At 57.8% G+C, this 19,385-nt stretch carries 24 protein-coding genes; 14 read left to right on the top strand and 10 right to left on the bottom strand.

Annotated elements, in window-relative coordinates:
• The first annotated feature begins 18 nt into the window (after positions 1–18).
• From VNL17_11790 to VNL17_11760, 7 genes are read left to right on the top strand one after another with little or no spacing between them, the layout of a single operon-like run.
• A complete protein-coding gene (locus VNL17_11790; protein ID HXI84757.1) occupies positions 19–522 on the top strand; it encodes a bifunctional precorrin-2 dehydrogenase/sirohydrochlorin ferrochelatase in 504 nt (167 codons plus the stop codon).
• Positions 519–1,316 carry a cytochrome c biogenesis protein CcsA gene (gene ccsA / locus VNL17_11785; GenBank protein ID HXI84756.1) on the top strand — a complete coding sequence of 266 codons (798 nt, stop codon included), beginning with the start codon at positions 519–521 and terminating at the stop codon, positions 1,314–1,316. The genes VNL17_11790 and ccsA overlap by 4 nt, the downstream gene beginning before the upstream one ends.
• Positions 1,313–2,407 carry a glutamyl-tRNA reductase gene (gene hemA / locus VNL17_11780; GenBank protein ID HXI84755.1) on the top strand — a complete coding sequence of 365 codons (1,095 nt, stop codon included), beginning with the start codon at positions 1,313–1,315 and terminating at the stop codon, positions 2,405–2,407. Before ccsA ends, hemA begins: the two co-directional genes overlap by 4 nt.
• Positions 2,404–3,303, top strand: a complete 900-nt coding sequence (gene hemC / locus VNL17_11775) for a hydroxymethylbilane synthase (protein HXI84754.1) — start codon at positions 2,404–2,406, stop codon at positions 3,301–3,303. Before hemA ends, hemC begins: the two co-directional genes overlap by 4 nt.
• Positions 3,300–4,826, top strand: coding sequence for a uroporphyrinogen-III C-methyltransferase (cobA, locus tag VNL17_11770; GenBank protein ID HXI84753.1), 1,527 nt, complete (start codon positions 3,300–3,302; stop codon positions 4,824–4,826). Before hemC ends, cobA begins: the two co-directional genes overlap by 4 nt.
• Entirely contained in the window at positions 4,826–5,053 is a 228-nt protein-coding gene (locus VNL17_11765) for a DnaJ family domain-containing protein (GenBank protein HXI84752.1), read from the top strand. Before cobA ends, VNL17_11765 begins: the two co-directional genes overlap by 1 nt.
• Complete coding sequence (locus VNL17_11760; GenBank protein HXI84751.1) at positions 5,050–5,397, top strand: tetratricopeptide repeat protein; 348 nt, start codon at positions 5,050–5,052, stop codon at positions 5,395–5,397. The genes VNL17_11765 and VNL17_11760 overlap by 4 nt, the downstream gene beginning before the upstream one ends.
• A gap of 6 nt (positions 5,398–5,403) precedes the next feature.
• On the opposite strand, the gene sppA is transcribed toward VNL17_11760, so the two are convergent.
• Complete coding sequence (gene sppA, locus VNL17_11755) at positions 5,404–6,453, bottom strand: signal peptide peptidase SppA (protein ID HXI84750.1); 1,050 nt, start codon at positions 6,451–6,453, stop codon at positions 5,404–5,406.
• A 100-nt stretch (positions 6,454–6,553) separates the two neighbouring features.
• Here sppA and VNL17_11750 point away from each other — a divergent pair, with 100 nt between their 5' ends.
• Positions 6,554–7,126: an aminodeoxychorismate/anthranilate synthase component II gene (locus tag VNL17_11750; GenBank protein HXI84749.1), complete on the top strand. Its 573-nt coding sequence runs from the start codon at positions 6,554–6,556 to the stop codon at positions 7,124–7,126.
• A gap of 663 nt (positions 7,127–7,789) precedes the next feature.
• On the opposite strand, the gene VNL17_11745 is transcribed toward VNL17_11750, so the two are convergent.
• The gene (locus tag VNL17_11745; protein ID HXI84748.1) at positions 7,790–7,951 is read right to left on the bottom strand and encodes a hypothetical protein; all 162 of its coding nucleotides are present in this window, start codon (positions 7,949–7,951) and stop codon (positions 7,790–7,792) included.
• A 229-nt stretch (positions 7,952–8,180) separates the two neighbouring features.
• On the opposite strand from VNL17_11745, the gene VNL17_11740 reads away from it, so the two are divergent.
• Genes VNL17_11740 through VNL17_11730 form a run of 3 tightly spaced genes read left to right on the top strand, consistent with a single transcriptional unit; the run spans position 8,181 to position 9,768 of the window.
• A complete protein-coding gene (locus VNL17_11740; protein HXI84747.1) occupies positions 8,181–8,438 on the top strand; it encodes a DUF2164 domain-containing protein in 258 nt (85 codons plus the stop codon).
• 25 nt (positions 8,439–8,463) lie between these two features.
• Positions 8,464–9,075: an AAA family ATPase gene (locus VNL17_11735; protein HXI84746.1), complete on the top strand. Its 612-nt coding sequence runs from the start codon at positions 8,464–8,466 to the stop codon at positions 9,073–9,075.
• A 6-nt stretch (positions 9,076–9,081) separates the two neighbouring features.
• The gene (locus VNL17_11730) at positions 9,082–9,768 is read left to right on the top strand and encodes a class I SAM-dependent methyltransferase (protein HXI84745.1); all 687 of its coding nucleotides are present in this window, start codon (positions 9,082–9,084) and stop codon (positions 9,766–9,768) included.
• A gap of 106 nt (positions 9,769–9,874) precedes the next feature.
• Here VNL17_11730 and VNL17_11725 read toward each other — a convergent pair whose 3' ends face one another.
• Positions 9,875–10,627, bottom strand: a complete 753-nt coding sequence (locus VNL17_11725; GenBank protein HXI84744.1) for a hypothetical protein — start codon at positions 10,625–10,627, stop codon at positions 9,875–9,877.
• Positions 10,628–10,781: 154 nt separating this feature from the next.
• Between VNL17_11725 and VNL17_11720 the strand changes: the two genes are divergently transcribed.
• Positions 10,782–11,495 (top strand): HAD hydrolase-like protein, encoded by a 714-nt coding sequence (locus tag VNL17_11720; protein ID HXI84743.1) that lies wholly within the window; start codon positions 10,782–10,784, stop codon positions 11,493–11,495.
• 85 nt (positions 11,496–11,580) lie between these two features.
• Here VNL17_11720 and VNL17_11715 read toward each other — a convergent pair whose 3' ends face one another.
• The 7 genes from VNL17_11715 to VNL17_11685 form a co-directional block, all read right to left on the bottom strand.
• Positions 11,581–12,882 (bottom strand): acyl-CoA reductase, encoded by a 1,302-nt coding sequence (locus VNL17_11715; protein HXI84742.1) that lies wholly within the window; start codon positions 12,880–12,882, stop codon positions 11,581–11,583.
• Complete coding sequence (locus tag VNL17_11710) at positions 12,879–13,982, bottom strand: long-chain fatty acid--CoA ligase (protein ID HXI84741.1); 1,104 nt, start codon at positions 13,980–13,982, stop codon at positions 12,879–12,881. The genes VNL17_11715 and VNL17_11710 overlap by 4 nt, the downstream gene beginning before the upstream one ends.
• Positions 13,975–15,213 carry an aspartate aminotransferase family protein gene (locus VNL17_11705; GenBank protein ID HXI84740.1) on the bottom strand — a complete coding sequence of 413 codons (1,239 nt, stop codon included), beginning with the start codon at positions 15,211–15,213 and terminating at the stop codon, positions 13,975–13,977. The genes VNL17_11710 and VNL17_11705 overlap by 8 nt, the downstream gene beginning before the upstream one ends.
• A gap of 15 nt (positions 15,214–15,228) precedes the next feature.
• Complete coding sequence (locus VNL17_11700) at positions 15,229–15,471, bottom strand: hypothetical protein (protein ID HXI84739.1); 243 nt, start codon at positions 15,469–15,471, stop codon at positions 15,229–15,231.
• 5 nt (positions 15,472–15,476) lie between these two features.
• Positions 15,477–16,124 (bottom strand): 7-carboxy-7-deazaguanine synthase QueE, encoded by a 648-nt coding sequence (gene queE / locus VNL17_11695; GenBank protein ID HXI84738.1) that lies wholly within the window; start codon positions 16,122–16,124, stop codon positions 15,477–15,479.
• Between the two features lie 73 nt (positions 16,125–16,197).
• Complete coding sequence (locus tag VNL17_11690; protein HXI84737.1) at positions 16,198–16,608, bottom strand: hypothetical protein; 411 nt, start codon at positions 16,606–16,608, stop codon at positions 16,198–16,200.
• Between the two features lie 8 nt (positions 16,609–16,616).
• On the bottom strand, positions 16,617–17,618 hold the full coding sequence (locus VNL17_11685) for a Gfo/Idh/MocA family oxidoreductase (GenBank protein ID HXI84736.1): 1,002 nt from the start codon (positions 17,616–17,618) through the stop codon (positions 16,617–16,619).
• A 1-nt stretch (position 17,619) separates the two neighbouring features.
• On the opposite strand from VNL17_11685, the gene VNL17_11680 reads away from it, so the two are divergent.
• Together VNL17_11680 and VNL17_11675 are read left to right on the top strand one after the other, a co-directional pair.
• Positions 17,620–18,636 (top strand): succinylglutamate desuccinylase/aspartoacylase family protein, encoded by a 1,017-nt coding sequence (locus VNL17_11680; protein ID HXI84735.1) that lies wholly within the window; start codon positions 17,620–17,622, stop codon positions 18,634–18,636.
• Positions 18,637–18,652: 16 nt separating this feature from the next.
• A complete protein-coding gene (locus tag VNL17_11675; GenBank protein ID HXI84734.1) occupies positions 18,653–19,342 on the top strand; it encodes a hypothetical protein in 690 nt (229 codons plus the stop codon).
• Positions 19,343–19,385 lie beyond the last annotated feature (43 nt).

The following is a 19,385-nucleotide window of genomic DNA, read 5'->3' as shown; positions in this document are numbered from 1 at the left end:
CGTCACCAATTTCTGCAGATGCGTTACCCACTTTTTCTCGATCTCTCCAAGCAGCCTACTGTCGTCATCGGCGCGGGCCGTGTCGCCACGCGTAAAATTCGCATGCTGCTGCGGGCTGAGGCCGTCGTGACGGTCATTAGCCCACAAGCAACCACGTCCGTGCGCAGTCTCGCCCAAACCAAACGCCTGCGCTGGTTACGACGACGCTACCGCCATGGTGACCTTCGCGGAGCGCGCCTCGCCATCGCCGCCACTGATGATCTTGCAGTTAATCAGGTCGTTTGCGCAGAGGCGAAACGCCACAAACTGTTGGTGAATTGTATCGCGCCGCCTTCGGCGGGCAACTTCTTCGTGCCGTCATTGGCACGACGCGGTGGGATCTCACTGGCCATCTCCACGGATGGAGCCAGTCCCGCCTTCGCCAAGCGCCTGCGCCGCGATCTTGAACACTTCCTCGGCGACGAGTATCCTCGGCTCCTGAAGGCGATGAGCGCGAACCGCCGCGCAAAGAAAGCACGATGACCGACCGAACAGTTCTCTGGCTCGCCCAGGCATTCTACGCCGTGAGTTGCGTTCTGACGCTGCGCCGACTGCGCGCCGGTGGCAGCGGAGCAACGCTGCAACGGCTCAACTACGCGGCGATGGCGGCTGGCTTCGCGCTGCATACCTTCTTCCTCTACCTGCGCGGCCAGTCCGATGGGCGTTGCCCGCTTACGAACCTTTTCGAGACGCAGGCGTTTATCGCGTGGGCGGCGGTTTTGTTTTTCCTGCTCATTGGTCCGTCCTACCGTGTCTCGTTTCTCGGTGCGTTCACCGCGCCACTCGTATTACTGATTTGCCTCGCGGTATTGATACTTCCCATCGATGTGGTACAGGCGCAACCGGCCACGCGTAGCGCATGGGTTGAATTTCACGCGGCCATCGCCATTCTCGCCTCCGGCGCCTTCGCGTTGGCGTTCGTGACAGGCGTCATGTACCTGCGCCAGGAGCGGCAGCTGAAACGCCGCCAGCTCTCGTCATCCTTCCTGCTTCTGCCGTCCATTGAACAGCTCGATTTGATTCATTACCGACTCTTGATCATGGGATTTGTGATGCTCACGGCGGGAATGATCGGCGGCTTGGTCTCGTATCACATCGTGGGGCATTGGACGACACCCAAGATCATTTGGGCCGTGTCCGTATGGCTGCTGTACGGCGCGCTCGTGCTGGCGCGAGGATTGTGGACGCTGCGCGGACGCAAGGTTGCCCTGGCATCCATGGCGTCGTTTGTCTTCATGCTTGCGGGCTTTTGGGGAGTGAGCCTTCTCTGGCCATGAACCTGATCGTCATCGGTTTGAACCATCGCAGCGCACCTGTGGAAGTGCGCGAACGGCTGGCTTTTGCTGAAGGCCGGCTCGGCGAAGCGACCCGTGCGCTTCTCAACGCCGCGCCTTTGCATGAAGCGGCGATTCTTTCCACTTGCAACCGCGTCGAGATCTACGGTCTTGCCAATAACGCCACTGAGGCCACAAAGGCGGCGCGTCGGTTTCTCCACGATCACCACAAACTGGCTGATTCGATTGACGCCTATCTCTATGAACACCACGACCACGAGTGCATTCAACATCTTCTCGAGGTCGCCTGCGGGCTCGACTCGATGGTGCTGGGCGAGACGGAGATTCTCGGCCAGGTCAAGGACGCGTACCACGCCGCGCAACAGGCCGGCGCGACCGGCGTCGTCCTCAACCGTCTTTTTCAGAAAGCCTTCTCCGCAGCCAAGCATATTCGTTCCAGCACCGCCATCACGCGCGGTTCCACCTCCGTCGGCACCGTGGCTGTCGATCTCGCGGGAAAAATCTTCGGCAAGCTCGGCAAATGCACGGTCATGGTCATTGGCACGGGTGAGATAAGCGGGGTGACGGCACGCGCCTTACAGAGCCGGGGCGCGGGTACGATCCTGGTCTGCAGCCGAACGCACGATCGCGCAGAGGCTTTGGCCACGCAACTACAAGGCCGTGCGATCTCATTCGATCAGTGGCCGGCCGAATTTCCTGTGGTTGATATCGTCATCAGTTCAACGGCTGCGCCGCATCCGATTGTCACGAGGGAGAAACTCATCCCGCTCATGAAAGCCCGACACCAACGCCCGTTGTTCCTCATCGACATCGCTGTGCCGCGCGATATTGAGCGGGCGTGCGGCGAGTTGGAGAGCGTGTACCTTTATGACATTGACGATTTGGAGCAAATTGCGCGTGAAAATATGACCGCTCGTGAACGGGAGATTGCCGCTTGCCAGGTCCTGATTGCCCAGCACCGCCAGCGCTTTGCCACATGGCTGGAAAGCAACCGCGCAGCGCTCGAAGAACGCTACCGCAACCACGTGGTCGCCGCCCGCCCGCCAAAGCCGGCCCATACCCACGTATCATGAAGCCCTTGATTATTGGCACGCGAGGCAGCCCATTGGCACTGGCGCAGGTGGAGATCGTCCGCAATCTGCTGCAGAAATACAGCCCCGCGCTTCCCGTCGAAACGAAGATCATCAGCACGAGCGGCGACAATTTTACAAACCTCTCGCTCGCCGCAGGTGGCGGCAAGGGATTGTTCACGAAGGAAATCGAAGACCAGCTTCTTCGCGGTGAAATTCACGTCGCCGTGCACAGCTTGAAGGATTTGCCCACAATTCTACCAGAAGGTTTGGTGATTGGCGCCGTGCCAACGCGCGAGGATCCCCACGACGTCTTTATTTCGAAGAAGTTCGCGTCAATCCAGGAATTACCGAACGGGGCTCGGGTGGCGACGAGTAGCATCCGACGGCGCGCGCAGTTGTTGTTGAAACGGCCCGACCTGCAGATCGAGGAAATCCGTGGCAACGTGGAAACGCGATTGCGCAAGCTGGAGGAGAACAGTTCGCTGGATGCGCTCATCCTCGCGGCAGCCGGCTTGCGCAGACTTGGGCTCTGGAAAACCTATGGCGATCTCCATTGGCAGGAGATTGATTTCGCAATGATGATTCCAGCTGTGGGGCAGGGGGCTATCGCGTGCGAAGTTCGGGAGTCCGATACAGCGACTTGTGAAGCCATGGCGCTCATCAACGACCCCGGCGCGGCTGCCTGTACGACCGCTGAACGGGTGTTCCTACAAGCGCTCGGCGGAGGTTGTCAGGTGCCTTACGCGGCGCACGCGACTGTGGAGGGCGAACACCTGCGGATGCTTGGCGCTACATTCAGTCCTGATGGGAAGAAAGTCAGCCGCGTTGAGATTGTCGGGTCAAAGAATGATCCGCGTGACGTCGGGGAGCGAGCGGCAAAGCAGGTTCTTGGATGAAGACCAAAGGTAAAGTCTACTTGGTGGGGGCGGGACCTGGCGACGCTGGTTTGATCACCGTGCGCGGTGTGGAATGCATTCAGGCGGCGGACGTGATTCTGTACGACAATCTGGTTAATGCCGCGTTGCTTCGCCATGCGCGGCCGGATGTGGAACTGATTTTCGCGGGGAAGACAGCCAAAAAACATACGCTTACGCAGGATGAGATCAATGCGTTGCTTGTCGAGAAGGCACGCGAGGGCAAAGTCGTCACACGTTTGAAGGGTGGCGATCCGTTTGTCTTTGGTCGTGGCAGCGAAGAGGCTGAAGAACTGCAAAAGGCCGGGCTCGAATTCGAAATTGTGCCGGGGATCAGTTCGTCGATTGCCGCGCCGGCCTACGCCGGGATTCCTGTGACCCACCGGGGTGTGGCGACGGCGTTCATGGTGATTACGGGACACGAAGACCCGACCAAGGAAGAAACGCAGGTGGATTGGGCGAGCGTGGCGAAATTTTTCGGAACACGCGTGATCCTTATGGGTGTAGAGCGCATCGGAATCATCGCGGACGAACTGATGCGACATGGCGCGACGCCGGAAACGCCCGTCGCGATGGTGCGCTGGGGCACGACTGGGAAGCAGCAAACGATTCAGGGCACGCTGGCCACCATCGCCGACGTAGCTGCCGGGGTCGATTTCAAGCCACCGGCCGTCACCGTTATCGGGGAGGTCGCCCGGTTACGCGAAAAGCTAAATTGGTTCGAACGTCGCCCGCTCTTTGGCAAGCGGATTGTCGTGACGCGCAGCCGCGAACAGTCCAGTGAACTGGTCCGTCAGCTCGCCGACCTCGGCGCCGACGTGCTGGAGATTCCGACCATTCGCATCCAGCCACCAAAAAAGGTCGCCCCGTTGCGCGAGGCCATCGATGGCATCGGGGTCTATGACTGGCTGGTCTTTACGAGCCCGAACGGCGTGGACGCGTTCTTTAAGTTATTTTTCGCGCGGTACAAGGATCTCCGCGAAATCGGCGCTGTGAAGATCGCGACTATCGGCGCCGTGACGGCCCAGAAGATCGGGGAATTGCGCCTCGAGGTGGATTTGCAACCCGAGGAATTCACCACCGAGGCGTTGCTGGCGGAGTTCAAGAAGTCGGTAAGCGTTGAAAACTTGAAGCTCCTTCTTCCGCGCGCCGATCTGGCCGACGAACGCCTCGCTCGCGGACTGGAAGACCTCGGTGCCATCGTCGACGATCTGGATGCCTACCAAACCGTGTCCGATACAGAAGACCGCAACGGTCACCGCGCCCTGCTCCTCAATGAAGGCGCCGATCTGGTAACGTTCACCAGTTCGTCGACCGTAATCAATTTCTGCAATCTCCTCGACGTGCCCGGATTGCGTGTGAAGTTTCCACAAATGCGCTTCGCCAGTATCGGCCCGCAAACATCACAAGCGGCGCGCGACAAAGGTTTGGAGATCGCCGTGGAAGCAAAGGTGCACACAATCCCTGGGCTGGTGGACGCCATCAGTACGCTCATGGTAAAATAATGCTCGGCGCAATTCCAATCATTGCGGACAACCGGATCCGTGCAGCAATGGAGCAGGGGATGTTCGACCGCCTCGAAGGCGCCGGTCATCCGCTGTGCGACCTTGATGGCCATTACGATCCCAACTGGTGGCTCAAGCGCAAATTGCAACGTGAAGAACTGGCCGACGACGACATCGTCCTCGCCCGTGAAACACTGAAACGAGCGCACCCCCAAAGGAACTCATGACCAAGGAAGAATACTACGACGAGGGCATGGCGGAGTTCGCGATGGCCGAGTATGAAAAAGCCATCGGGTGCTATCGCAAAGCCGTCGAACTCGCCCCCGATTATTTCGATGCGTGGCACGCGCTCGGCATGGCCTACCTCCGTGCCAACAAAATCCCCGACGCCATCGAAGCCGGCAAACGCGCCATCGAAATCAATCCCAACGACATGCTCGCGCACACAAGTCTCTCCATGTACTACATGAAGGCCGGCGACAAGGCCGCCGCGGAAAAAGAAAAGGGCCTAGCGACCGTGCTCTCGTGGGGTGGAAAAATCGATCAACTCCAGGATCCGCCCAAACCGTAGCCGCGCTCACTGAAACATGTACGACGGCAGGAAGTACAATTTTCCCGACTGCACCTTGAATTGATTCGGTGTCAACTGAATCTGGATCTTCGCCCGGTCGTTCTTGCCCCACAACCGAAACAGGTTGCGTATCGAAAACGGTTCCGTATAGCGAATGACCTTGGCCTTTTTGATCTTGGCCAGTTCCTCAGCCTTGTTGATGGCATCGTCGAAATAACCCACGTCATCCACAAAGCCGGCCGCCTTCGCCTGCTTGCCCGAGAGAATGCGCCCATCCGCCAGGCCATTCTTCAGTTCATCAACCTTCATATCCCGCTCCTCGGCCACGATGCCGACGAACTTCTCGTAAACTTCCATAATCAGTCCCTGCACCAGCGCCTTCTCATCTTCCGTGGGCTCGCGAGCGGGATTCATGATGTCTTTGTACTTGCCCGACTTGAACGTATAAAACTTAACCCCGATTTTTTGCGCCAGGTCGCCGTACGTGAAGCTCTCCATGATCACCCCGATGCTGCCGGTGATGCTGAGCTCGTTGGCCATCAGGTAGTCCGCGCCGACCGCGATATAATACGCCCCCGACGCCCCCACCGTGTCGATGCTGGCGACGATGGGCTTTTTGTCGCGCGCCGCCACTACCGCCTGGTAAATCTCGTCTGACGCGACCACCTCGCCGCCCGGCGAGTTGATCCGCAAAATAATCGCCTTCACGTGTTTGTCATCGACGGCCTGCTGAAGCTGGTCTTCGATGTCCGCCACCATCCCGCCCTCGCTGCTGTACCCGTCCTCCTCCGAGCTGATCACGCCCGATATATAAATCACCACGATCTTGTCCTTCGCCTCTTCTTCGCCGTCGACGAACCGCTCTTCGTAGTGGCGTTGCTGGCTGACGGCGATACCGCCGCCGTGGCCTTTGCCAAACACCCAACCAAACAACGCCAAGTTCGCCAAGACGCTCACGAAAAGGAAAAAGGTGATGATCACCGCGTAGACAATCCAACCCGTCCGCCGGCGCGGCTGCGGGCTCTGGCCGACCGGATAAAATGGAGGCGCATCCATAGGCTGTACATTGCACAACGACCGGGGCCGCCGCAAGTGGAAAAGCACAACGTCGGTTTTCACTTGGTCGCCGCGCAAAAGTGGCGTAGCTTGTCCCGCCATGTTGCTGGTCATCGACAATTACGACAGCTTCACCTACAACCTCGTGCAGTACCTCGGCGAGTTGGGGGTGGAAATGAAAGTGTTCCGCAACGACGAGATCTCCATCGAACAGATCCGCGCCTTGAAACCAGCTCGCATTCTCATTTCTCCCGGCCCTTGTTCCCCGCGCGAATCCGGCCTGTCCAACGACATCATCAAGACCTTCGGCCCCACCATCCCCACCTTCGGCGTCTGCCTCGGCCACCAATGCATGGGCCACGTCTTCGGCGGCGAAGTCGTCCGCGCCGAGCGCCTCATGCACGGCAAAACCTCCGAGATTTACCACAACGGCCGCGACCTCTTCGTCGGCATGCCCAACCCCTTCACCGCCACCCGCTATCACTCGCTCCTCATCAAACGCGACACGATCCCCGACACGCTCGAGATCACCGCCGAAACCAAACCCGAAGGCGAAATCATGGGCATCCGTCACAAAACTCACCCCATCTGGGGCGTCCAATTCCACCCCGAATCGATTTTGACCGAAGAGGGGAAAACCATCCTTTCTAACTTCTTGAAATTGACGAAATAGCTGTAGCGGCGGTCGGCGCCTGCCCTGAGCCCGGCCGAAGGGACCGCCGATTTCCGAGGTAGGGACGGCTGGCCCAGCCGTCCGCTTCACGTTCAAACCGACCCCAATTTCCCTCTCAAAAGTCCCTTGAACCATCAATTTACCCCCTCCCGGTGGGTTCGTTTTCCAAAACGAACCCACCGTTTTCTCTCACAAATTGCCATCGTAACTCCTTGTTCCCCTGAAAGATAACCCCTGTTTGGCATCGCAAAATCGGTGGGTTCGTTTGGTAGAATGGCACATTTCTTTCGAGCTGCGCACAGCAGCGAGTCGCGCCATAGCGGCCTCGCGAAGGCGGAGGGTTGGGTAAATGGAGGCTGGTGTAGCAGCGCGCGTCCCGCGCGCTTTCCTCTTCCGAGGCAGGGACGGCTGGCCTAGCCGTCCGCATTTCCATCTTGCGCCTCTTCCGGGTAGAAAACATGCCCGCACGATACCATTATCGAAATACGATGTCTAGAAGAAATATCGCGTATTAATATCTCAAGCCGTGTTTGTCTCCCTGTAGCCGCGGGCGCTGACCGCAGTCCGCCGTCTGCTTCGGTACAGTGTTCTACCACGGCCCACAAGGGCGTGTTTGTCCGCCGTAGCCTCGGCAAAGGCGGAAGCTCGAAGAGCGAAGGCGGATCACTGATTCGGCGACGGCTCAAGCATCCGGTTCATCCGCTCGCGCTCCTGTCCTTCTGGCGAGTTAGGCCCGGTCTCTGGATCCGGCTTGACCGACGAGCAGCCTTGCACAAAGGCAATGAACATCACCGCGAGAATAAATCGAACCGTTATCCGTTTCATTGGTCCGTCTCCTCCAAACGCCGACAGAATCTGCCTCGTTTTCCACCACGCTTCAAGAAAATTGCGGCCTTTGTAGCCGCGGGCGCTGGCCGCGGGCCGTTCCGGTTGTAGCCGCGCTTGCTAAGCGCGGACCGTTTCTGCCTTGAGTGCTTGCCCCGAATCCTTTTCGGGGTTGAACGTTGAGCGTTGAGTGTTGGAAGTTGAGCGTTAAGGTGTTATTCTTCTACTCATGGCCATTGAATTGACCAAAGAAGAGGTTGCCGACGTCATCCCTTCACTCCGGAGATATTTCAAGGAAGAACTGGAACTGGAAATCAGCGAGATGCGGGCGAAATTCTTGTTAAGCTACTTTCTGAAGGAGATCGCCCCGTTTGCCTACAACAAAGGCGTCAAGGACGCCGAAACGTATTTTCGCGGAAGAGTCGAAGATTTGTCCGGCACCTGCTTCGAGCCCGCCCTGACCTATTGGCTCAAGAAAAAGAAGTGAAGGACAGAAGCATCCCGAGGACTACATGAGTTACTCGCGCGTCATTCTGATCGGTGGCGCTCCGATGTCGGGCAAAACGACGGTTGCCCGCATGCTCGCTGCCAAACTCGGCTATGGCTGCATCTCAACGGATGATCTCGGTGAGGCCATTCGCGCCACCACTACCAAAGACTCGCATCCACATCTGCACCCGATGGATGGGTACGACTACAGAGAATACTATGTCACCCGCTCGGGCGAAGCACTCATCGCCGACATCAACCAGGAACACCGCGCCATGTGGCCTGCGGTCCAGAGCGTGATTCGCAAGCATGCCACCTGGGGCGAACCAACCGTTATGGAAGGGTGGAGTCTCTGGCCGGAGGAGGTCGCCGAATTACGGCTGCCCAGCGTGGGCTCGCTGTGGCTCGCGGCCCAGGAGCAGACCTTACGCGAACGCTTGATCAAGGCGGTAGAGTTCTATCGCGGTGCGTCAGACGAAGAGGCGATGATCGATCATTATCTGGCCCGTAGTTTCTGGTACAACGCGCGACTGAAGGAGGCGGTCAAAAAGTTCGGGCTCACCAGTATCGAACTCCCCCCGCAAGCACCCGTACAGAAAATCGTTGAGTTGTGCCTTGAGCAGCTAAAAAGATAGCGCAACATGAATGACCCAGATCAATATGCTCACAAGGCATCCATAGCGGGCGAGATCATCGCCAAACTGGCGAAAGACGGCTTTGCGGTAGCTGCGTTGGATGGAAAAAGGCACGACTTGTTCCCTGTCGCCATGGATCCCAGGGAAGGCATGGCCCTTCAGGATTGGATCAGGAAGGAAAAGCCCGCTTCGGTTATCGACATAGGGCTCGGATATGGGTTTGCGACGATCAATGCCGTTAAGGCGCTGCTGGAAACCCATGGAGAGGATTTTTTCCTGTTCACAATCGACCCCTATCAGGACAGGCGCTTTTCCGATCTCGGCCTTCAGTTCATTGGCGAGATTGGCGTCAATAATCAAATCGAGTTTTGCAAGCGCCCCTCGGAATTTATTCTGCCTGAACTTCAACAGCAGGGCAGGAAATTCGATTTCGCCATAGTTGATGGCACCCACCGTTTTGAAGGCGTTTTCATTGACCTTCTCTACCTCAACAATCTGTTGGCGCCCAGTAGCGTGATCTTTCTCGACGACTACCAGATTCCCGGCGTTCGCAAGGCGGTTGCCTTTTTCCTGTCCAACATGCAGTGGACCATGGAAGAAGTCTCCGAAGCCTCTGAAACGCACCAGTGGGCTGTCGTCCGCACACGGTATGAGCCGTTGGAAAGGACATTCAAAGACTTTATTGACTTCTGATAACCGGGGTCAGACCTGTCATTGGGCTCAACTCAGTACTCTGGACACATTTGCCTTACCCAACCTCAATAGACGAGGTCCACTTTCAAAATCTGGTTCCGACTCTTCAAGGCGTTTGCAGCCATTTCGTGAAGAGCGGACCCGCCGACACCCAACGCGCCTCCGCCCATTGCTTCGCGTTGGCGCTCACCATCACGACGCTTTCCGACAGATAGACCCGGCCCGACGGATCTGCGTAAACTTTCGGATAATAAATTATCCCGGGCAGTTGGTCGCTGTTTAGCCAGACGCCATTGAGATTGCTGACGCTACCCGCGGCGAGCAAAGAGGAGGGGATAGGGGTCCCATCCCGCATGGCACTCACCACCTCTTCAATCAATGCCGGATCGGTCGTGCGTTTGTGCGCCGCGGGACCCATCGGCGCGGTATACTCCATCGTCTGGAACTTCGCATGCCGCCAGTCGAACGGCGGGAGTTTGCTGTTGCGGTACACCGCATACGCCGGCATCTCGGAGCCTTCATCCACGGCGAGATAGTCCGTCGGTTTCTGCCCGTCGATTGTGTAAACCATCTTGCCGCCGACCGGCCCGCGGCCAATCGCATTCTTCGGCTCGATGTCCTGCAACTGCAATGCATATTCGTCATAATCACTCACAAAGACCGACGTCCCCGACGTGACAGTGGTGCGAAGAAAACCCGGATGGGCCGAGGCCGTTTGCTCAATGCTATAAACCGGCAGCCAACCATCTACGCCCACATTGCCCAAGCCAAAGAACCAGACGATGCATACGATCGCCACCATCGTGACGGAGCCCGCCATTCCCAGCGCAATCAGTATCAACCATTTCTTCGTGGACATTCTCGTCTCCCTCCTGGAAGTTCGCGCAAACCACTTGTCTAGTCATTGGCGTGAACTCTGTAAAGCTGCAATTACTGGGGTCGCCTCTCATAATTCACAAATTTGGCGAGCATTAATGTGGACGTGTTCTCTCGCCCTGATACAGTAGCCCGCTATGGGAGACATTCTGATCGTGTTCGACGTCGATGGCACTCTCGTTGGTGGTGAACCCACCGACTGGGCCAGCTTCGAAGGGGCCTTTGAAGAGACTGCGGGATTCGCCCTGGACAGCGCTTTTTGGGAGAGCCTGGAAGAGGTGACGGCGCAGGCCGTTGTTCATCAGGCCCTGAAGGATTCGTCCCCGGAAAAGAAGGCGCACATGGTTCACGCCGTGCGCGATGGATACCTGCGGCGTTTGCGGGCTGCTCACGAAAACGATTCATCGTCATTTCCGGCCCTCGAAGGGGCGTTGGCTCTTTTGGAAGAGTTGAAGAAGCAGGGCGTCGCGTTCGCCATTGGCACCGGCGATTGGTTTGAAACCAGTACCTTCAAACTCGGTGCGTCAGGCATTCGCTTGGATAGCATTCCGATGGTTACGTCGTCCGATTTCTATACCCGAGGAGATATTATCGCCGGGGCAGCCGCGAAAGCCGGGAGGCGACTTCAGGAAACGGTGTACGTCGGGGATGGACTGTGGGACCTCCGAACCTGCCAAAAACTCGGCATCCCATTTATCGGCGTTGGCCGCCGAAAAGAGAAACTGGAACACGCCGGCGCTACCTACACCTTGCCCGACTTAAGTCCGGCCAGCTTCTGGCGGGTGATGGATACGATTCGGGGGAAGGGCTCAACGCCTTACAATCTACAAACTGCCCGGCCTCTTCCGTAGCCCGCTTCCGCATGATCCCACAGTTATAGATAGTGCTATCCATAATCTTCGTGTCCTTCGCGCCTTCGTGGTGAGCTGCCGTGTGCTAACCGAGATCCGTCCAACTGACCAGGTCCGCCAAATTCGGCCTACCATCATGGTGCCATGACAAGGGTGGACGCTGCATCTGGCCGATGGGGCACACGCGATGCACGCCCATCCTGGCAAGATCGCTGGCAAACCCCAATGCGCGCTCGTTCATCGGCGCGACTCCCACACTTGAGACGCTGGAGGCGATCTTCTGGATGGCGTCGAGAACGCGCTTGTAGCCGTCGGTGGGTTTCACAAAAACAGTCCGGTTGAGACAGGAGGGGATGAAGGAGGGACTGTCGTCGTAGATGACTGTCCAGTCATTGCCCGTCGGACTCGCCCACACTTCCATGCGCTTGTCTGATGCGGCGCGAAATTCGTAGCAAGCCCGGAATTTCGCGTTCTGCGCCGCTTCTTCCAGCGGGAGTTGACCGCGTGGGACGCGCGCTTGATACGCCGCCATCGCGTCGGCCAGCGCCGCGGCAAATTTCCGCGGGCCAAGCTGTCCGCGTTCCTCCACATAATAAACATGCGGCGAGAGGCAACCCAACTGGTCATATACCGACGCGTCAAACGCCGCCGCCTGCGCCAGGTGCGGCAGGTTCTCCTCGGTCATCGCTTCCTTCGCTACCACGGCAAAACTGAATTTGTGGCCGTATCCGAGAAACCGCGCTTGCGGGGACGCGAGTTGTCGCAGTGCGGAAATCGTCTGATCGTCGCCGTACGCGATCACCGCGTCGGCGTCTTCCAGCGCGGTCTGTGTCAGCGCCAGCTCATCGCGTGACCACTCGATCGACGCCACGCAGTCGGCCAGCTCCGTGTCCACCTCGCGCACCGACCCGATAAACAGGGAGGGGAACACCGGGTCGCGCGACGAAACTTTCACCAGGTTCGCTGTCCGCAGCAGCAACCCGCAGCAGATGCTCACGATTCCGGGCATCGGGACGTTGCCCGCCAGAAAATGGACCAGCAGCCGCGGTGCGACGGCCCGCGACTGCACCCGCCCACGCAGGCAAAACTCGTCGAGGACCCGCCGGTTCCCCAACTCGCGGTCCAGCAGTTCGCCGAGCGACTCGTAGTTGATCGCCCCGAAGGTGAGATCGATGGCTTCCTGCACCATCGCTTCGGAAAAGCCCATGTGCTTTGGGGCGGACTCGACTGCGCGCTTCCGCCACGGACTGTTCGGATCCAGCCAATTCTTCGCCGTCTGCGCCAAAACGGCGATGACCGCGTCCGTGCTGCGATGCTGTTGCACCCGCTCACGCGCTTCCCGGGTCCGGCCAATCGCCTCCCGAATCGTCTCAATCGTTGCGCTCATTCCATCACAATATTCTCCGCATTGAGTGAACAGCCACGCACTTCCGCGCCCGCCGATCTCCCCAAGACTTCAAATTCCACCAAACTCGAGTCACTCACCCGGGCAATTCCTAAATCTTCCGTCTGCACACACATCATACTCCACAGGTTTGCCAGGTCAAAGATGCGGACCAGGCCACGCTCATTATCAGCAGCCTCCTTGCCAGTGTTCGGGTCGATAATGAGCACCCGTGCCCAAGGCGGAACCGCCTTCCCATCTGTCCGCCTGCCAACCCGCAGCGTCGCATCATAAAACTGCGTGCTCAACTCCGTCATGCCGTATTCATTGACAACGTGCGTCGTTGGAATTCCCAGAACACTCTCAAATAGCGCATAGAGATCCGCCTTCGACAGTTCACGGGACCGTCCCTTGAACCCACCCGTTTCCATGACGCGACTGCCTTCTGACATTTCAAATTTCAAATTCTGCTGCTCGAGATGATCAAACAAGTGGACAAGGGCAAACGCCGTCCCTAAGAGAAACACCGGCTGATGTGCCCACTGTATCTCGCATAAATCACGCACCAATTTCTCCACGAGCAATTGGCCGCCCTCAACATAATAAGCGCTGTCATCTGCGCCGAACTCCTTCATCACCACACCCATCATATGTGACAACGAGGAGTGCTGCGCCTCCTCCGGCGACGGCGTCAATATCATCATCGGCAAGCGCGCGCCATCCGGCAGCAAGTGCGCCGCGAAGTTCGGACCAATCGCCGCATGGTAAAGTTCCAGCGTGGCCAAAAAATGTTTCCCCGATAGCTCACGCGTTGTCCCGCTCGTGTGAAATTCCGCTACCGCCTGCTCGACCGGAAAACACGTCAGCGCAAAATCCTTGAACGCACTCGTCGGCGTCGCCGGAATCTCTTTCCAATGCATCACCGACTGCGGTGTCTGCTTCCGCCGGTCGCAATAAGCCCGATACACCGCGCAACGCTCATACTGAAACGCAAACACCTCACGCGCCAACCCCTCAAACTCCTCGTCCGTCGTCGCCTGCGCCACCCCGCGCGAGATGAGCGCGAACACCCGTCGCTGGAGATCCGAGGCAGCTTTATCCATGGGAAACCAAATCATCTAGCACGGCCAAACAATGATCCAGCTGCCGTTTCGTAATCACCAACGGGGGAGTGAGCCCGACGACTTCATTGCGGCTGCCTTCGGGCAGGGCGAGAATGCCTCGCTGGAGAAGCTTTTCGACAATCGGAACCGCATTCTTCACTTCCAGTCCGAGCATCAATCCTCGGCCGCGCACCTTGCCGATGCGGGCGAGTCGCGCTGCAAACCATTTGCCTAATTCACGACTGCGGGCGTCCAGCTTGAGCCGTTTCACCTCGCCGATGGAGGCGAGCGCGGCGGCGCAACCGAGCGGATTGCCCATGAATGTGCTCGTATGAATCGCCTCGCCTTCTGACTGGGGCCAGCTATCCATGACTTCCGCGCGCCCAATGCACGCCGAAATCGGAAAGCCGCCCGCCATGGCCTTACCGGCGCAAACAAGGTCCGGCACCACTCCCGAATGTTCACACGCGAACCAGCGTCCCGTCCGACAAAACCCCGTGTAGACTTCGTCGAGAACCAGCAGCAAGCCATGGTCGTCGCAGAACCGGCGCAACTTCGGAAGAAAATCATCCGGCGGAACAATGACCCCTCCGCGCCCTTGAATCGGCTCCACAATAACCGCGCCAAAATCCTGAATGTTCGCGACCTCCGGCAAACGTCCAAACGGAACATGCGCGGTAAAATGGCCAAGTTGCCCGGAAAAAGGTTTGCGGAAGTCCGCGCGCCACGTCGTATCGAGCGCACCGTAGGTGAGTCCGTGATACGCGCCTTCAAACGCAATGACACCCGGCCGTTTGGTGTGGATCGCCGCCGTCTTGAGCGCAACCTCAACCGCCTCTGCACCGGAGTTCGCGAAGACAACGCGCCCCTCCGATTTGCTCCACCGTCCAAACGTCAGCGCCACCAATTCCCGCGCCAGCTTCAACTTCAATTCGTTCGGATGCACATCGCCCATCGCGTGCAATAATTTTCCGGCTTGCGCCTGGATCGCCGCCACAACGCGGGGGTTGGTATGTCCGACGTTCGCCACGCCAAACGCCGCCGTCAGGTCGATGTAGCGGTTGCCATCAACATCCCACACGTTGGTTCCCGCCGCACGCTGCCAAAAAACCGGCCAATGATCTGAAACGTACGTGATGTTGCGGGATTCGTAACGACGTAGTTGGCGGGCGAGGGCGCAGGACTTCGGGCCGGGGATGCGGGTCTTCAGCAGTGGCAGCAGCTCTTTCACAACAACGGCTTCATTCTAGCCGTGCTGGACGAACTTATGAAACGTTTTCCCGGCTTCCTGGTCCACGAGCAGGACAAGATGATTGGCTTTCATGGATTCGACCAGTTCATCGATGCTCAAAGTTTCGTAATCGGCTTTGTCGCCATCGAAGAGCACGGCGAGGTCGGCGTCGGTGTCACGACGGCGCGCGGGCTGGCCGTTGCGTTCCCCGATCCAACCGCGGATTTGCGCGGACTTGATGATGATGCGTAGTGACATGATTCTTATACTCCCCGGGTTTCCGGTCCCCAAATATGCTTGTGCCACTGGGTCTGCATGCGGACGGGCAGTCTATCCGCTAGAATCCATTCAGCAAGCGTTTTGAGCGGCAGCTTGCCCCAAACAGGTGAGAATAAAACAGTACAGCCATTGGTCAACTGATGCTCGCCCATCATCTGCTTCGCCCAATCGTAATCCGCGCGGTCGGCGATGACGAATTTCACTTCATCCTTCTTGTCGAGATGCCGAATGTTATCGTACAGGTTCTTGCCAACCTCGCCGCTGCCGGGACATTTCAAGTCCATGATCTTCACCACGCGCGGGTCCACCCGCGACACGTCCACCGAACCGCTCGTCTCCAGCAACACCCGCTTGCCCAAATCGCAAAGCCGTGTCATTAACGGGAAGACATTCGGCTGCAACAGGGGTTCGCCGCCGGTGATCTCAACCAGCGGGCAGTTGTACTCCAGCACCTTCACAATCACGTCGCCGAGTTTCATCGACGCGCCCTCGTGGAACGAGTACGTCGTGTCACACCACGTGCAGCGTAGGTTGCACGCGGTCAGCCGCACAAACACACAGGGCAACCCCGCAAAAGAGGACTCGCCCTGAATGCTGTGAAAAATCTCGTTAATAACAAGGGTATCGGCCACGAGAGGACATTAACAAATGGATTCGGACACGTCAATTTGCGTACGGCCCGGGCAGTATCTTAATTTGAGACTCTTACCAGACCTCTTGACGCGCTTTCTGTATGCGCTTCCAAACATCGTCTTGGATTGAGCTGTGCCATACTCCACCAAGCAAGTGGTTAAAACTTGGATTCTGTGTCGCTTCACGCTCGACCCTCTCGATGAATAAAGGCCCATGATGGACCAGCAAATCCTCCAGTGCTCCCGCTGCCAAGAGTGCTTCCTGCTCGTCAGTCAGTTTATGTCGAAGAATCTTGAGAATGGCTGACCAGACTTCTTCTGGGACATCCTCCACGGAGCCGAGCATTAGTTCGCCACCTTCAAACCATTCTACTTCTAGTTCCTCCGCCGTCGGCGCTGGAAGCTTGGAATGGCAAACTTTACATATGCCCAAAACGATCTCCATCTTAGTCAACGTGCGAGCGCATGAAGGACAGGTTTTCATGGGTCACGTCATTCCGCCTGAACCTTGGCCGGTCGCCCCGTCTTTGCAGATTCGTACAGCGCCTCATAGAACAACGCCTGACGTAATCCCCAGATCGCTGGCGCAGGATCTTTCGCCTTCCCGAGCACGCAGTCGATAAACCATTGCTGCAACGTCGGCACCTCGGGAACCAGCGGATACTTGATAAGCTTTCGGTCCGGTCCCCAATGCTGCAACCGACCACCGTGAATGCCCGTCTGCACCTCGCCTTTCGTGAACGACACGCGCACCCCTTCATCCCAACCCGACATGGCGTCGCCATTGATCAATGCCGACCCGACCGCCCCGTTCTCATACCGGATCGCCGCGCTACACGTGATATCCACCGGCGCGCTGCGATTGTCGGTCCAGGCAAACACTTCGACCGGCCGCGAGTTCGCCAAATACAGTAGTGCATTGAACACGTGCGCGCCCGTGTCAAACGTCATCCCACCACCGGCCAGTTCCGGTTCCTGTCGCCACGTTCCCTTCGTTCCCTGTTTCCATGCCTGCGCGACAAACCCGTCCGCGGCGATCAACTCGCCGAGCACCCCGCGCTCTTGCAACCCGTGGATGTATTGATATTCGGGTGTAAACGTTCCGGGAAACGCCACGCTCACCATTCGCTTCTTCTTCGCAGCGTGCTTGATAATTTTTCGCGCCTGGTCGGAGGTCATTACCATTGGCTTCTCGACGAATACCTGGCATCCCGCTTCGAGTGAATCCATCACCTGTTGAAAGTGGTGCGCGTGTGGCGTCACGATAAACACGGCGTCCAACTTCACCTTGTCCAGCATGTCCTCATAATTGACAAACACCGGCGGCTTCTTCTTGATTGGCTCAAAAATCTCTCGCTGGTAGCGGTCGAGGTTCCCCTGATGTGTGTCGCACAACGCCACAATCTCCGCCTCGCCCACCTGGGTCGTGTAAACCTTTCCATGGTAGCGGCTCATGCTGCCGCAGCCGATAATGCCCAAGCGTACCTTCTTCATAATGGAGCCAAAGCTAGCAAATGGGCTTGCCCTCGGCAAACTATCTGGCAACGATGCAGGCGTGACGAGATTGACGCCAGAACAGTTCGCCATCGTCGTGCGCGAGGTCGAATTGATGCTTGGGGAAGGGGAGCGTGACGAAACCTGGCGCGTGCTCAAGATGTTTGCGGACGGTCGTTTCAATCACTCCTTGGAGGACTTTCCGCCAGCGCTTCAATCCGAATTCCGTAGTCTTGGCCCGTTGCGGAAGAAGGATTACAGCTCCCTTGCTGCCACCATCCGCGACCTGCGGAAGGACGTGTTTGACGTTCAGGGAATCGGCCGATTGAACTTCGAAGGTCGAGAATACGAACTCTTGAAAACCGCCAGCCGTCCGGCGCTTTCACCGTACGCGGTGCAGGTGCCGATCTGTCTCGTGGCCGGCGTGCATGGCGACGAACCGGACGGTATCCTTGCCTCGTTGGAGTTGGCGCGCCGCTTCGCGCAAAGTCCGCAACTCGTCTCCAATTATTCACTGACGATTTATCCTTGCGTGAACCCCGTGGGGTACGAACACATGACACGCGAGAACGGCGGGGGCAAAGACCTGAACCGCGAGTTTTTCCGCAACAGCACGGAAGAGGAGGTCGTCGTTATGGAGCGCGAGTTGCGCGCGCACGAGTTCGTCGGGTTCATCAGTGGGCATAGCGACTACGAGTCGTTTGGCCTCTATGCCTACGCCACCGGCGCGATCTTGAGTGAACGCCTGGCCAAACCCGCGCTCTTCCAGGCCAGCAGCGTCATCCCGATCAATACCGATGCAATAATCGACGGTCATGCCGCACAAAACGGAATCATCAACCAGAAGTTTCCTGGCTCCCTCGGCCCGCTGTCGAAAGGCGCAAGCGAGCCGTTCGATATCACCGTCGAGACCCCGAATCTCTTTGCCCTCAGCAAACGCGTCGAAGCCCAGGCGATCGCGTTCGAGACCATCCTCCACGAATACCGTGCAGTTGCAGCCGAAGCCGTTAACTTGTAAGCTGGATTCCTGCGAAATGAATAAGTCAACCGTGCTTGTGTTATGTAGCGTCGTCGCCGCGCTGTCCGCCCGGGCCAGCTCACCGAAGCCCGATCGCGACTTCGACGGGCTGAAGGGCAAGGTCCATCAAGTGAGCCATGGCAAACTCATGCCATCCATGGAGGACAAGTCCAGCCATGGCAAATCGGAGACCTACGACGAGCAGGGCAACCGGATAGCCACCATGGAGGTGGCCGCCGATTCCCGTCTCCAACGCTCGTATGTCCACCTCGATGCGCGAACAGTGTTGGAGTATTGGGGTGAGGAGCCATCATTTCCCGGCAGAAAGGAAGACGACTACCGGCTCTCTGCGAAATTCATGTACAAGTACGACGGCAAGGGCAATCGGATCGAGAAATCAGTCCTCAACAAAGACGGCTCGCTCGCTTCCAGGCAAAAGTACACGTACGACCCCAAGGGCCGGCGGATCACTGAGTCCACGGAAGTCGGCAAGGAAGTGAGTGAAGTATTGAAATTCACCTATGATGATGCGGGCAATGTCCTTACTCAGACCAGCGGTACGCAGAAAACGACCTATCGCTACACGCAATTTGATTCTGCGGGAAATTGGATCAAACGGATCGCCAGCGGACTGGGGATCAAAGAAGGGGAAACCCAACCCACCATGCAGGAATCCCCTGAAGAGCGGTTCATTACATACTATTGACCGTGCCATTGTCTCTACAGCGGTGTACTTGCAATGCTTCACG

This window comes from Verrucomicrobiia bacterium, assembly GCA_035577545.1.
In the GTDB taxonomy this organism is placed as follows: Bacteria; Verrucomicrobiota; Verrucomicrobiia; order Palsa-1439; family Palsa-1439; genus Palsa-1439.
This window is presented reverse-complemented; position numbering and strand designations above follow the sequence as displayed.